The sequence below is a fragment of the Pseudomonas sp. LBUM1664 genome (assembly GCF_059695895.1).
On the sequence record NZ_CP166791.1, the window covers coordinates 3,752,182 to 3,765,689 of the forward strand.

Below are 13,508 nucleotides of genomic sequence, written 5' to 3' on the forward strand. Positions count from 1 at the left end.
GGTCCCGTTATCTCTCTGAACGCCCATCCAGCTTCGCGCCTCTGCCCTTTAGCATCACGTTATCGAGAGAGGTTTGGGGGGGCGATTGCGCCATATTTGCTCATCAGCCTCCGCGTCACCCCATTTGTCCAGCCGAAGCCGTCCTGCAACTCATATTCGCCACCTCCCCCGCCGTCTCCTTGCCCAGATAAATCGTATTTCTCCACAAGCTTGTTCTCCTTGCGGTAGAGGTTCTGGACCTGTTGCAAAAAGCGGCGGCCAATTTGTTGGGCCAACGCGGTTTGCCGGTATCGGTCCAGGCCCTCCACCGCCACCCATTGCAGCGGTGCCCAACCATTGGGTTCATCCCACTGCTGACCATTGCTGACCTGGGTGGTGGCGATGCCCCCTGGGCGCAACAGGCCTTCTCGTACCGCATTGGCAGTGCGATTGGCGTGCTCGACGGAGGCAAGGCCTGTGTAAAGCGGAAAAAGCGTAGCGGCGGTGAGCTGCTGGCGTTGATGATTCTGTTGCCAATCGTAATCCACGTAGAAGCCTTTATCGGCATTCCACAAGTGTTTCTCGATGGCACGCTGGCGCAGATCGGCGCGCTGACCATAAGCCTGGATACATGGCCTGTTCTGAACGGTTTCACAGGCTTTGGCGATGGTGCGCTCCAGGTGATAGATGAGGCTGTTCAGGTCCACGGGCACAATGGACGTGGTGCGTATGGTCGCCAGGTTCTGGCCATCGCCCAACCAGCGAGAGCTGAAGTCCCAACCGCTTTCTGCGCCGGCGCGCAGGTCACGCCAAACCTGCTGCTTGGGCCTGTCCGGCGCCTGCTCGGCGGTCCTGACGTCTTGCAACCAGGATTCCTGTCGAGGCGTCGAACTGGCATCCCAATAGCGATTAAGAACGCTGCCATCGGCGAGTTTGACGACGTGCTGGGTAGCCGCACCGGGCTTGAGCGCCTGAGCGCCTTCCATCCAATAGGCATATTCCTTCTGCAATTGCGGAAGGTATCGCCGGTACGCCTGGTCACCTTCGATGCGCGCCTGCAATTGCACCATGTAAGCAAAGAACGGCGGCTGCGACCGGCTCAGGTAGTAAGTGCGATTGCCATTGGGAACGTGGCCGTAGGTGTCGATCATGTAGGCAAAATTGTCGGTCATCTGGCGAACCTTGGCCTGATCACCGCTTTGTTCAAGCCCCAGCATGGTGAAGTAGGAATCCCAGTAATACATCTCGCGAAAGCGCCCGCCTGGAACCACATAAGGCTGCGGCAAGGGTAACAAGCTGCTGTATGGCGGCACCTGGCTGTAGGTTCGGCTTAACACGGGCCAAAGGCTGTCGATGTGTTCTTCGATCGAAGCGCCAGGTTTCGGTGCCGGGCTTTCAGCTTCGCCGGACTCGATGAAGTTGTCTTTCACAAAGGCTTTGATATCGAAGTCACCGCTGTTACGACGGGCCAGGTAATCGGCGCGGATTTGCGACGGGTCACGGTTGGGCAGCGCGTCCACAAAGTGCTTCTGGTCAGTAAAAAGCTGTTCGCGCTGCACCGCTTCAAACAGCTCGGGGTACGCCTGGTCGGGCGGCAGATTAGCCCGACCCTGGGCATCCAGGTAACTCCAGGTCGCGGGCGGCTGGCTTGAGCAAGCCGCGCACAGCAGCGCGGCGAAGGACAGGCTGGTGAAATCCATAGGTCGCATTGGCAGCTCCATCATGTTGTCGTTCCTGACAGACGACAGACATGACGGGATGGACCTCAGTTCATTAAATGCCCCTGGATCAGCAGGGAGGCAAGACGAGCGAAGCACGGCTCAAACTGATCCGCATAGCCATAAAACCCCGGACCAGGCTCAAGCCAGCAACTCGCTGATCCACCGCGCCTGCCGGGCGATGTCTTGCACCTTCTCCTCGGGCACGGCCTGCCGCGCCCGGGCGAAGTTGGCCAAGGTCTTCTGCTTCTCGCGCAGGATGCGCTGCCACTTGGCCAGGAACGCCGGGCTGCGTGCCTCCATCTGCAATGGGCCGAAGTACAGTTGCTCGGCGGTGTACATGGCCGGCCCGACGCGCTCGGCGACGATGATCTCGTAGTAGAAGCAGTTTTCCCGCAGCAGTTCCTCGCAGAGGATGCAGTAGCCATTTTCCATCAGCCATTGGCGCAGTGGTTGTTCGCCGCCGTTGGGCTGCAGGATCAGGCGTTCCTGGCCGCTCAGGTACGCTTTGCCACTGTCGAGGATGTCGCGGATCGTCTCGCCGCCCATGCCACAGAGGCTGATCGCCGTGATCCCGTCTCCCGGTTCAATCGCCGCCAGGCCATCAGCCCGGCGCACAGTGATCTGCTGCTCCAGGTCGTTCTGGCGCACAGTGCGTTCAGCCGAGCGGAACGGCGTCAACGCCACCTCGCCGGCCACCGCCGCCGCGATGACACCACGGCGCATCAACGCCACTGGCAGGTAGCCGTGATCCGAGCCGATATCGGCCAGGCGCGCACCTGCTGGCACATGCGCCGCCACGCGCTCCAGGCGCATGGACAATGTCTGTTCGTTCAACTGCGACCCCTTTTCACCACGAACGTCCGGCACCTTTGGCCGGATCAGGGCGCGACTCTATCGAGCAACGCCGTACGTTTCAAATGCCTGCGATCAGCGTCATATCGCACGAGAGGCTTTGTTTAAGAAATGCTGACGCTAAGATCCGAGAGAGTGGAACCAATTATTTTCCCGCCGCGCCTCTCAAGTTCTATCCTTCAGCTGGCCAATCAACGCTATCGGACTAACCCCACCCTTATCTTATTTTCGATTCCACAAGGAAAGAAATTCATGTCGTCAACCGCGTCCGCGCATCACGCCGCTGGCAACGGGCTGTTTGGTCTTTTCTGCCTGGGTAGCTACTTATTATCCCTGTCTTATGGCACCACGTTTTTATTAGCCATGAAGCTCAGGGAAAGCGGTGGCAGCGAATCCGACGCCGGTACGATTATCTCGGTTGCGATGCTCAGTACATTCCTGGCAGTAATATTTTCAGGGCACCTGACCGACCTGATCGGTGCGCCCAAGGCCATCGCTGCTGGAGCGCTGTTGCTGGCGGCGGCCTGCCTGGGTTTCGCCACAGTTCCTACTTATGGTGGAGCATTGCTGGCCAGCGGCTTGCTTCTGGGATTTGGCTGGGGTGTTTTCTACACCCTGGGACCGATCATCGTGGCAATGATCATAGAGCCTGCCCGGCGAGTGAAATACTTTGCCTTGCTGTCGGGCAGCATGATGAGCGGAATTGGTACGGGACCGTTGGTAGGACGAGCTGCCGAGGCGCTGGGCTACTCAGTGGAGTCGGCGTTTCTGGTGGCGGCAATAGCCAGCTTGGCTGGGGGCTTGGTATTTTCCCTGCTCGGACCGAAAATCAAACAACAAGCCCGACTTGGCCCGGTCACAGTCTGCAAGATTACCGCCCGGGCAGCACGCTCGGTGCTGAATTCCAAAGCTGTATTTGCCATAGTGATGGTCGGCCTGGGTGGCGCAATTTTCGGCGGACTTTCAAGCTTCCAAACCTCGTATGCCGAGGTCAACCATCTCGACTACTCATTGTTCTTTTTAGGCTTCATGAGCGCGGCGATCTCATGTCGCCTGCTGGTCGCGGGATTTATCGTCAAGCGCGACCCGTACCTGATGGCATGCCTGCTGAGCGCATTGATGGTGGTTTCGGTTCTGATGTTTATCTATTGCGTAAATTCTTCGGGGGCCTATTTGCTGGCGGCGGCCATCCTCGGGATAGGCTATGGCTTGACTTACTCTGTCATTAACGGCCTTGCCGCCAACGAAGCACCTGCCGGCCAAACGGCGCAATCATTAGTATTGTTCAGCCTTTCCTATTTTGTCGGGGTGTTTGGCTTTCCCCTGTTAGCCGGCAAGGTCATCGTTAGTGATGGGATGCCCGCCCTGCTCTACATCATTTTGGTCATCGCCTTGTGCAACTGGTCGATCACGCTAGCTCGCATCGTGTGGCGACGAACGATGGTCGGAGCTATGGCGTAAAAAACTTGATGGCCCCCTCTTTTTCTTAGGGAAAATCCGGAATCTGACAAGGACTCCGGATGGGTGGATTGTTATTAGCTCAATACAACATCGCGCATCGCAGGGATGTAGCCATAGTCGTAGGCTTCCTGCACGAATGAGCGGTCCCCTCTGAGCAGAATTTTCACCGTGGGTGCCTCAGTGCCACCGATTTGGTAGTCATCGCCGGTGGTCGGCACACTGTCGATAAACGAGGTCACCAGGCCATTTGGCATCACGCAGTGGGAATAGGTCTGGAAAGGCTGCGAGGGCGGATTACCCAATACAAGGCCGGAAGCGTTCATCGGCGTGTAAGGGCCAAGCAAATGGTCGCTTACAAATCCGTAAACGCCATCGGGACCGGTGACACCGTCAGCGTAAGTAAACTTGTGGCTGATGGTGAACAGGTAATATTTATTGTCTTGAAAGACATAATGCGGACGCTCGGTCTGATCATTGACCCCAACAGCGGTGACCAGTGGCGGCAGTATTTCCCATTCATCACCCTTGAGGTCTTTGGCCACCGCCAAACCGATACATCCCACTTGAAACCTTGCCCCACCCACCTCTTCATAGCCCGGGGGTACCAGCCCAAGTTCGTCAGGACCGATCTCATGTGTACCGCGCTCTCCAGCCACATTGCCTTCGAACACCATATATAACTTACCGTCGTGGGGGTCTATGAACGGGCTCGGATCACGAAAGTTCCACGTCGCGTTCTGTGCTTCCGTCTGGTAATAAACCCCATCGGCGTCAAATAGCGAAATTACTTTATTAAAGCCTTGTAACTCAACGCCCTGCTCCGACGTAACAACTTGGCCTCTCACTTTTGCGATGGTGGCACCGGGTGTCACGCAGGTGTAGTACAGATCAATATCGCCGTTGTTATTCACAAGAATAGGCGTGCCTGCCCATTCGCGAGTGGTTGGCGAAACCCCCTCGGCCATGACACGGCCGCCGAAGATCCAGTCCTTGCCGGTTCGGGAATACCAATAGCAAATACGTGCGTGACCATGGCGGTCCTCCCAATCCCGCTTGATGTCATAGCGCCCGTTGGCATCTATGAACTGTGGGTCGTGGGGACGACGATCAGCGGTCAGGGTAAAAATCACCGACCAGCCGTTGACGGACACTACCGTACCATCCAGTTCACGCAACGGCATGGTGTCCCAGATAAAGACGGTGTCACTCATGACGGGGAAGTCAGGGCTTACTAACGGTTGCGTGGTAGTCGGATCATTTTCATTAACTTTTAGCGCATCTGCCCGGGTCCAGCGAGTGGGTGTGTGATTTGCATGTTTCATGTTGATGTCCTTTTACTGACGCTTATTTAACAAGCCGAATTTTTAGCTAAAAATACAGCTCTTAAACTTGGAGTAGTGGCATAAGCATAGCCAGGCTCGACTCCAAGAGCACGAAACAAGGTTTAACATAGAACCCACAATTTGCAAGATGCAATATAACTCAACCAGAAAATGCCACCACCTTGATGTTATTTACAAATTAAACTAGTGGCATCCTCAAGCCTGCACAATACGCTTAGTCGACTGATAGCGTGATTAAAGGGAACTTATAGGTCAACGTGCGGCCTACCTCCGACTTTAATTCCGCCTCGCTTACGCTTACTGTGCGCCGGAGCAGCACGCGTCGCGAAAGAGGGCGGAGGAGTGAGTTATACGATTTTTTTCTGCATGGTTTCTGCTGGGTAAGTCGTATGAACGAAAACCTTGGTAACGTTCATACGCAGCTACTTTACTGGCCTCTTGCACGGACGTTAGAACCGCCTTGTCAGCGTGAATCGAACAGTATCGCCCTGGAAAGTATCTTCACTTTTATAGTCGTGATAGATGGCGGCATTGAGGAGCAATCGAGGGTCACGAAAAAAGTATTGAACCTCACCCCCTATTGCATGGCGCTCAATGTTGGTTCCCGCGTGGTAAATCGACGTCCCGGAATCATTCGTCAACTGCCAGACATCGTACCCAACAAGCCCAACATCCAAGACTGGATTTATCTTCCTGCTGATGCCCCATTCCACAGAAAACGCGTCGCCGGGCGTCAAGTGGGTTCCCTCTTGCTCGGTATTTTTTTCATATCTGGAGGTGGCTGATATGGCCCAATTTTTTTCGTGATCCAGGTATCGGGTCCCCCCCAGCGTGAACATGTATGAGGAATAGCCTTTGCCAATGGACACTGCTCGATCGCTATCATAATCGCCCGTTTTCACCCACATCCCTAACATACTGACCGCGTCCCACTGCTGACCATGCCAAGTGATCATGAACGGCTGCAACAATATGTCGCCCACGCCGGAGGCATCACCTTTCACACCATAGTTACTTATTTTGGTCTCCTGCTGTTGAATGGGGACGACGGCGTTCATTCCATAGTTTCCCCCCAACAGAGAATAATCGCTCACCCATATGAATTGATTAGCGAGTGCTTGTACGTCGATTTTATTATGCCCGGACGTCTTTGCGCCCCGCTTGTCATTCAGCCGGTCAGCGGAATAATTAACAAGGTAACCTCTGTAGTAGAGACCGGGCGGCGGTAGGGTTGCAATCAACAAACCTTCAGAACCTACCGAGTAGTGACCCACTTCAGCAAATGCGGGAGCGGTGAGACAAAAAGAAGCACCGGCTATCAAAGAGCTTATTTTTTTAAACATAGGGTTTCCTATTATTTTTGTTGGGCCGTACGTTTTCTCAAAATCGTATTTGCAATTGTACTGAACTTGTTGCGCGCCCCCCCTTACACTCGACCCAGTCGTGAGCAAAGCCAGTCTGCCGTGCGTTTCACAATCGCTTCATAGCCGTCGACCAGGATTGCATAATGCTCGCCAGGGTACTCAATCAGTTCTTTGTCGTGAGAGGCAATACGCTCAAACATTTCACGGGCATCAGAAGCCGGCGCAACGGTATCGTCCGAGGCCAGTACTAGCAACAACGGAGCAATCAGCCGCTCCGCATACGCGGGTGCTTCAATTTCGAAGATATGGTCGAGGGACCCAATCGCCAGTTCGTTGCGAAAGCTTGGAATATGATCGTAATGGCGACCGATAAAATCGATCCCCGCCTGGTCGGTGAACATGACCGGCGGCCCTCCCGGGGTGCGCTCCCCTGAAGTGATCAGCATTTGAGGTGGCATCCCCTGCGCCTGTGCAACACGGTCGGCATAAATCGCATCATCAATATGACGCAATTGTTCTGGTGGAAATAGCGTGCGCGCCGACCAGCCACTGACCGGCGGCACTATAGCGCAGATCGCACTTACACGCCGATCCGTGCTGGCCGCGAACAATGAGACCAAGGCACCCAGGCTAACGCCCCAGAGTGCTATGCGTGATGCGTCGATGTCTGCGCGAAGCGAGAGATGGGTAATCACGTGGCGAAGGTCGCGTCCGAACTGCCATGGATCCACCAACTGACGTGTTTCTCCATCACTAAAACCAAAGCCGCGGTGGTCGTAAAACAAGACACCCAAGCCAACGCCGGTAAATAGATGAGCGAGCTCACGGGTTCCTTCAGCCACACTGCCAATCCCTGAATGAGCGATCACCACGGGGTGAGGGCCTTTTATATCGTCAGGTAGGTAAAGGCGACCCCGTAGGGTTGCACCTGGCACAGAAAAGTTCACGTCCTCAAACATCTTGCGTCTCCATCGTTGGTTAGGTTGGCGGCCCAATCTATCCGCCCCCCTACCCATACAACAATCCACATGTGATTATATCGTGCATTCACAAGACAAATACATTATCCCAGCGCACTGAAGGCCATCCTATGAAGCTTGATCTCAATCTGCTTATAACGCTTAACGCGTTGTTACAGGAAATCAGCGTAACCCGGGCCGCGCAGCGCGTTGGGCTTTCCCAGCCGGCATGCAGTGCTGCTCTGCGAAGACTGCGAGCACATTTTGACGACCCGCTCCTGGTACGCGCGGTGGGTCACAGGATGCAACTCACCCCCCTGGCTTATGGCCTCCGGGAGCGGGTTTCTGTGCTTATAGCGGACATTAATAAACTGACCACAGCATCGAGTGTCTTCCAGCCCGCACTCCTTGAGCGCGAGTTCACCATGATGCTCGGTGACGCGGAGTCTGCATTGTTGGCGCCACGCTTGTTGCAGTTGATCAGGGAGCGCGCGCCCGGTGTTATTCTTCGACTGAAGCCACCGCATCCAAGTGTCCAGTGGTCCCTGGTTGACGAAGTACGCAATGTGGATGCGGCAGTACTCCCGTCTCATATCGTCTCCAATACCTTGCCCAGCCATGGACTCTATGAGGACGAATGGGCACTGGTGTCCGATGGCATTGAGGGCGTGGATCATCCGCACGACGTAGATGAATTGCTTCGCCGCCCCTGGGTACTATGCTTCGACTATCCTCCGATGTACTGGTCGCCGGTTCGGCTGCTGGAGCAAGAAGATCGCCCTCTATCGGTCGCTGCACGCACAGACAGCTTTGCCGACCTGATGCGGCTGATTGCCGGTACCAATGCCGTAGGCCTCATCCCTCGCAGTTTTGCAGCAGCACACAGCCGTCTCATGGGAACGAGATGCCAGACACCGCCTCCCCTGCTACCACACCGACTTTCCATGGCAATGACCTGGCACCCGATCCACAATAGCGATATTGCACATAGGTGGTTCCGCTCCCTGATTATTGAGGCCGCGCGGAGCACACCTGTAAAGGGATGAGCACATCCCATTTTGCATATCCGGTCATTCGGGCTAGCCGAACGGTGGTATCCGAAAGTGCCATGGTGAGCTCGCCTGAACAAAATCAGGGCCAGATGCTCATCTCGCTGCGGTCAACGGCGGGTAGCCGCCTTCAAATGTAGTCGCCACGCTCCGCCTGATTGCGAATCTCTCTCCGGAGGTCCGAAAGGCCTCCGTGGCACTTATCAAACAGCTCACCAGGGCGGTAGAAGTCCGTTGCGGCCTAGTCAAAAGCTGCTGCCCCACTCCATCGAAGGTTAGCGGTTTGTAACATGCCCCCTGCTTCTGCGGTTGCGGTAAGGATGGCAGGGCAGTTACCTGCCACCCCCGGATGCAGTTGCTGGGTCGATAAAGCCTCAACTGCGGGATCAAACCGTGATTGAGCCATGAAACATTGCCCAGCACCTTGCCTCGATGCACTCAGCGCGATTGAGCTGTACCTTCACAAGGCTTATTTTTCTTTACAATAACTGAACATCGTTCAGAATAAGAAATGGCAGCCTTGGATAAATAAACTATTCCACTGCCGGATGGCATGTCTTGGCGGCAAGACCTCATATGGCGATTTCTCAAACCCTGCCATTGCGGTTAAGCGCCGATCCCTCGAAAAAAACAAGGTAATTGCAACCTGCCATGGAAGCACACAGTGCAAGTGTTTCATGAGCAACAGCCATGAGAACAAGGATCCAGAATGAGTGCCCCTGAAGTATTTATCGTCAGCGCCGTCCGGACCGCCATTGGCACCTTTGGCGGATCACTCAAAGATGTACCGATGGCCGACCTGGCAACCACGGCGGTCAAGTCAGCCTTGCAGAGTAGCGGCGTCGACCCGGCGCTGATCGGGCATGTGGTGATGGGCAATGTGATTCCCACTGAACCTAATGATGCCTATATTTCCAGGGTCGCCGCGATGAACGCCGGCATCCCGAAAGAAACGCCCGCCTACAATGTTAATCGTTTGTGCGGGTCTGGGTTGCAAGCAATTATCTCGGCGGCGCAAACCTTGTTTTTGGGTGACGCCGAAATCGCCATTGGCGCGGGCGTCGAGTCCATGAGTCGTGGTCCGTACATCTTACCCTCCGCCCGCTGGGGTATCCGTATGGGCAACACGCTGGCCATCGACTACATGCTCGGCATCCTGCATGACCCCTTCCATGGCATCCACATGGGCATCACCGCTGAGAACGTCGCTGAACGCAATGGCATCAGTCGCAAGATGCAGGACATTCTGGCGATGGAGGATCAGATTCGTGCGTCTCGTGCTATCGAGGAAGGTCGCTTCATCGAGCAGATTGTTGCCGTTGAGGTTCGTGACCGAAAAGGCACCCGGCTGTTCAACGTCGACGAACATCCCCGCGCCACCTCCCTGGAACAACTGGCGCAGATGAAGCCGGCATTCAAAAAAGACGGTTTGGTCACCGCGGGTAATGCGGCCGGTCTCAACGATGGCGCCGCCGCGCTGGTGATGGCGACTGGCGCCGCGGTCCGGGCGAATAACCTGCACCCACTTGCCCGCCTGGTTGCCTACGCACATGTGGGTGTGGAACCCGAATTGATGGGACTCGGACCAATCCCGGCCACACGCCTTGCGCTCAAGCGTGCCGGTCTGACAGTCGCTGATCTGGACGTTATCGAAGCCAACATCGCATTCGCCGCACAAGCGTGCGCAGTGATTCAGGAACTGAATCTGGATCCAGCCAAGGTCAACCCGAACGGCTCGGGAATTTCCCTTGGTCATCCAGTCGGGGCGACCGGTGCGATCATAGCCACTAAAGCCATCCATGAGTTGCATCGAATTGGCGGTCGCTATGCATTAGTAACCATGTGTATTGGCGGCGGCCAAGGTATTGCTGCCATTTTTGAGCGCGTCTAAGGAGTAATTCTTGAGCATACAATTTGTTGCAGTCATTGGCTCAGGCACCATGGGCAACGGTATCGCCCAAATCTGCGCGTTAGCAGGCATCAACGTATCGCTTGTCGATATTTCCGATCAGGCGCTGAAAAAGGGCATTGCAACACTCACCGAAAACCTGGAACGTCAGGTGCGCAAGGAAAGCATTTCTCCACAGGACAAACATGACGCCCTCGCCCGAATAACAGTAAGTACCGACTATGCCGTGTTGGGCGAGGTCGAGTTGGTCATTGAAGCCGCCACTGAAAATCTTGAATTGAAGAAGCGCATTCTTCAACAAATCGATAGCGTGGTGAGCCCCCATTGCGTTATCGCCACCAACACATCGTCGCTGTCGATTACCGAATTGGCAGCGGCGGTCACCCAGCCGGGTCGTTTCATCGGTCTGCACTTTTTCAATCCGGTTCCGCTGATGGCATTGCTCGAAGTCATCCGCGGCTTGCAAACCTCGGATACCACCTACGCTCTGGCGCTTACACTGGCCGAGCAACTTGGTAAACGTGCAGTGGCCGTGCGCAACGGCCCAGGCTTCGTGGTCAATAGAATTCTGTGCCCCATGATTAACGAAGCGATCTTCGTCTTGCAGGAAGGTCTGGCCAGTGCAGCGGATATCGACACTGGCATGCAGTTGGGCTGCAACCATCCTATCGGCCCACTGGCTCTGGCCGACCTGATCGGTCTGGACACGATGCTGGCAATCATGGAGAGCTTCCAGCAAGGATTTAACGACCCAAAATATCGCCCGTCTCAGTTGCTCAAGGAGATGGTTGCCGCAGGTTATATGGGTCGTAAAAGCGGCCGCGGCTTTTACATCTACACATGAATCGCGAGATCACCTTAAGCGTACTTTTGTGCACTTCATTGCAAGCGCAGTACGAAGTGTCCCCTTCTCCTAATTACTGACACAAGCTAACTCATGAGTGTCATCACTCCGGTTCTTCTGTCTGAATAAAAATCATGAAAGCGTCAAGACGTCTGACTGATCAAAAACGCGCGTCAATCATTCAAGTGGCCATTGCCGAATTTTGCAGCAATGGTTTCGGAGCCGCGAGCATGGACAACATTGCCACCTATGCCAACGTGTCCAAGCGTACGGTGTACAACCATTTTTCCAGCAAAAAAGCGTTGTTCGACGAGGTTATCCATCAGTTATGGGCAAGCCGTGCTCAAGAGTTGGAGCCGACCTACTGCGGCGATCGTCCCATACGAGAACAGTTGAGGGAGTTATTGCTCGCTAAGATGCGCGTCCTCAACGACCCCAACTTCCTGGATCTGACACGTGCTGTCACCGCCACAGCTATGCATTCTCCTAAGCAAGCCCAACATAGGGTCAACCCACTAAGCGAGCGTGACGAAGGCTTCGCCAGCTGGATTCGGGCGGCTCAGGCTGACGGTAAACTCAAGGCGGCCGACCCTTATATCATCGCCCAGCAGGTAAAAGCCCTGCTGCACGAATTCGCATTCTGGCCGCAGATCATCTGGGGTCAGCCACCTCTGTCCTCGGCCATGCAGCAGTCCGTGGTGGAAGCGGCGCTGAATATGCTCCTGGCGTCATACGAAGTACCATGAAGAATCAGTTACCGCCCAGCCAAAGATTTGAGAGCGGTGGACCGCTCTGAACCGGGCTGACGCTCGCAGCCCAGCGGGAGCAAGCTCCCTCCTAATGGATGCAATCAGGCGCTCTCGAACGTCCTTGCTTGGGACTGAATGTGGCGCGCGTACCGGTTGAGGTGATAGTCCTGATTGCCAAACAAGGCATCGGTCAACACCATCCGCCGATAGTGGTGCCCGACCCGATACTCCTCGGTGATGCCATATCCCCCGTGCAGTTGGATACCTTGGGCGGTCACGAATTTGGCACTGCGGGTCACCTGGGCTTTACAGCCGGAAATTACCACGCTGCGATCCCTGAGCGATTCGTCGGACAAGGCTGCCAGCGCGCGATGCAGCGTTGCCCGAGCCTGTAATGCCTCAATTGCCATGTCGGCCATGCGATGTTGCAAGGCCTGGAAGCTGCCGATGGCAACACCAAACTGCTTGCGCACTTTCAAGTACTCCGCACAGAGGGCGATAACATCGTCCATCCCACCGACGGTCTCCGCGCACAACGCGACAATCGCCTCGTCTATCGCCGCCTGCAGACTGCAGTAGGCCGCGCCCTCCTCCCCCAGCAAGGCATTGGCTTCAAGGATCACGCCGTTGAGAATCAGGTCCGCGGCGGGCGTGCCGTCGAGCAGCTTGTAGGCCTGCAAGGTGACGCCCGGCGTTTCTACATCAACCAGAAACACTGAAATGCCGGACTCATCGTTCGCGTCACCCGAACTGCGTGCTACCACGATTATCTGATCAGCCACGGGGGCACCAACCACCAGTGTCTTGCGTCCGTTGAGCAGATAACCACCGGCCGACTGGCGGACCGCGCTCGTTGACACCCGGGCCACATCCCCCCGTGACTGCGCTTCGCTGTGAGCCACGGCAATCAGTTTCTCTGCGCTTGCGAGGGTCGCCAGAATGACTTCTTTTTGTAATTGCGATGCACAGCGACTGACCACCGCCGCGGGTAACACTGCACATTGGGTGTAGGGCTCCAGCACCAGGCCACGACCCAGTTGTTCGGCTATCAGAGCCGTTTCTACCGCCGAAAACCCCAAGCCCGAATAGGCTTCGGCAATCGGGGCGGCCAGCCAGCCCATTTCTGCAAAAGCATCCCATGTCTCACGAGAGAAACCACCTCCCGCCTTGACCAACTGGCTACGCGTTTCGAAGGTGTAGCTTTTATCGACGTAGCGCTGAGCACTGTCGAGCAACATCCGTTGTTCGTCATTCAACTGAAAGTTCATGCTGTGCTCC

Annotated in this window: 11 protein-coding genes; 5 read left to right on the forward strand and 6 right to left on the reverse strand. The window is 55.6% G+C overall.

What is annotated here, in order from left to right; all coding sequences use genetic code 11:
- Positions 1–59: 59 nt before the first annotated feature.
- Positions 60–1,688, reverse strand: a complete 1,629-nt coding sequence (gene treA, locus ACA047_RS17395; protein WP_497360418.1) for an alpha,alpha-trehalase TreA — start codon at positions 1,686–1,688, stop codon at positions 60–62.
- A 150-nt stretch (positions 1,689–1,838) separates the two neighbouring features.
- Positions 1,839–2,534, reverse strand: coding sequence for a tRNA (adenine(22)-N(1))-methyltransferase (locus ACA047_RS17400; RefSeq protein ID WP_497351355.1), 696 nt, complete (start codon positions 2,532–2,534; stop codon positions 1,839–1,841).
- Positions 2,535–2,804: 270 nt separating this feature from the next.
- On the opposite strand from ACA047_RS17400, the gene ACA047_RS17405 reads away from it, so the two are divergent.
- Entirely contained in the window at positions 2,805–4,013 is a 1,209-nt protein-coding gene (locus ACA047_RS17405) for an MFS transporter (RefSeq protein WP_497360420.1), read from the forward strand.
- A 74-nt stretch (positions 4,014–4,087) separates the two neighbouring features.
- On the opposite strand, the gene ACA047_RS17410 is transcribed toward ACA047_RS17405, so the two are convergent.
- From ACA047_RS17410 to ACA047_RS17420, 3 genes are all read right to left on the reverse strand, one after another.
- Positions 4,088–5,335, reverse strand: a complete 1,248-nt coding sequence (locus ACA047_RS17410; RefSeq protein WP_497351357.1) for a glycoside hydrolase family 68 protein — start codon at positions 5,333–5,335, stop codon at positions 4,088–4,090.
- 470 nt (positions 5,336–5,805) lie between these two features.
- Positions 5,806–6,699 (reverse strand): SphA family protein, encoded by an 894-nt coding sequence (locus ACA047_RS17415; RefSeq protein WP_497351359.1) that lies wholly within the window; start codon positions 6,697–6,699, stop codon positions 5,806–5,808.
- Between the two features lie 83 nt (positions 6,700–6,782).
- The gene (locus ACA047_RS17420) at positions 6,783–7,679 is read right to left on the reverse strand and encodes an alpha/beta hydrolase (RefSeq protein ID WP_497351361.1); all 897 of its coding nucleotides are present in this window, start codon (positions 7,677–7,679) and stop codon (positions 6,783–6,785) included.
- A gap of 131 nt (positions 7,680–7,810) precedes the next feature.
- Between ACA047_RS17420 and ACA047_RS17425 the strand changes: the two genes are divergently transcribed.
- The 4 genes from ACA047_RS17425 (at position 7,811) to ACA047_RS17440 (ending at position 12,227) form a co-directional block, all read left to right on the forward strand.
- Positions 7,811–8,725, forward strand: coding sequence for a LysR family transcriptional regulator (locus ACA047_RS17425; protein WP_497351363.1), 915 nt, complete (start codon positions 7,811–7,813; stop codon positions 8,723–8,725).
- 712 nt (positions 8,726–9,437) lie between these two features.
- A complete protein-coding gene (locus tag ACA047_RS17430) occupies positions 9,438–10,619 on the forward strand; it encodes an acetyl-CoA C-acyltransferase family protein (protein ID WP_497351365.1) in 1,182 nt (393 codons plus the stop codon).
- Between the two features lie 10 nt (positions 10,620–10,629).
- Positions 10,630–11,481: a 3-hydroxybutyryl-CoA dehydrogenase gene (locus ACA047_RS17435; protein ID WP_497351367.1), complete on the forward strand. Its 852-nt coding sequence runs from the start codon at positions 10,630–10,632 to the stop codon at positions 11,479–11,481.
- A gap of 134 nt (positions 11,482–11,615) precedes the next feature.
- On the forward strand, positions 11,616–12,227 hold the full coding sequence (locus tag ACA047_RS17440) for a TetR/AcrR family transcriptional regulator (protein ID WP_497351369.1): 612 nt from the start codon (positions 11,616–11,618) through the stop codon (positions 12,225–12,227).
- A 104-nt stretch (positions 12,228–12,331) separates the two neighbouring features.
- On the opposite strand, the gene ACA047_RS17445 is transcribed toward ACA047_RS17440, so the two are convergent.
- Positions 12,332–13,498 (reverse strand): acyl-CoA dehydrogenase family protein, encoded by a 1,167-nt coding sequence (locus ACA047_RS17445; protein ID WP_497351371.1) that lies wholly within the window; start codon positions 13,496–13,498, stop codon positions 12,332–12,334.
- Positions 13,499–13,508 lie beyond the last annotated feature (10 nt).

What these genes read in the sequence shown, in the direction of transcription:
- treA (WP_497360418.1), bottom strand. Translation starts at nt 1,688, where the DNA reads ATGCGACCTATGGATTTCACCAGCCTGTCCTTCGCCGCGCTGCTGTGC.
- ACA047_RS17405 (WP_497360420.1), top strand. Translation starts at nt 2,805, where the DNA reads ATGTCGTCAACCGCGTCCGCGCATCACGCCGCTGGCAACGGGCTGTTT.
- ACA047_RS17410 (WP_497351357.1), bottom strand. Translation starts at nt 5,335, where the DNA reads ATGAAACATGCAAATCACACACCCACTCGCTGGACCCGGGCAGATGCG.
- ACA047_RS17415 (WP_497351359.1), bottom strand. Translation starts at nt 6,699, where the DNA reads ATGTTTAAAAAAATAAGCTCTTTGATAGCCGGTGCTTCTTTTTGTCTC.
- ACA047_RS17420 (WP_497351361.1), bottom strand. Translation starts at nt 7,679, where the DNA reads ATGTTTGAGGACGTGAACTTTTCTGTGCCAGGTGCAACCCTACGGGGT.
- ACA047_RS17425 (WP_497351363.1), top strand. Translation starts at nt 7,811, where the DNA reads ATGAAGCTTGATCTCAATCTGCTTATAACGCTTAACGCGTTGTTACAG.
- ACA047_RS17430 (WP_497351365.1), top strand. Translation starts at nt 9,438, where the DNA reads ATGAGTGCCCCTGAAGTATTTATCGTCAGCGCCGTCCGGACCGCCATT.
- ACA047_RS17440 (WP_497351369.1), top strand. Translation starts at nt 11,616, where the DNA reads ATGAAAGCGTCAAGACGTCTGACTGATCAAAAACGCGCGTCAATCATT.
- ACA047_RS17445 (WP_497351371.1), bottom strand. Translation starts at nt 13,498, where the DNA reads ATGAACTTTCAGTTGAATGACGAACAACGGATGTTGCTCGACAGTGCT.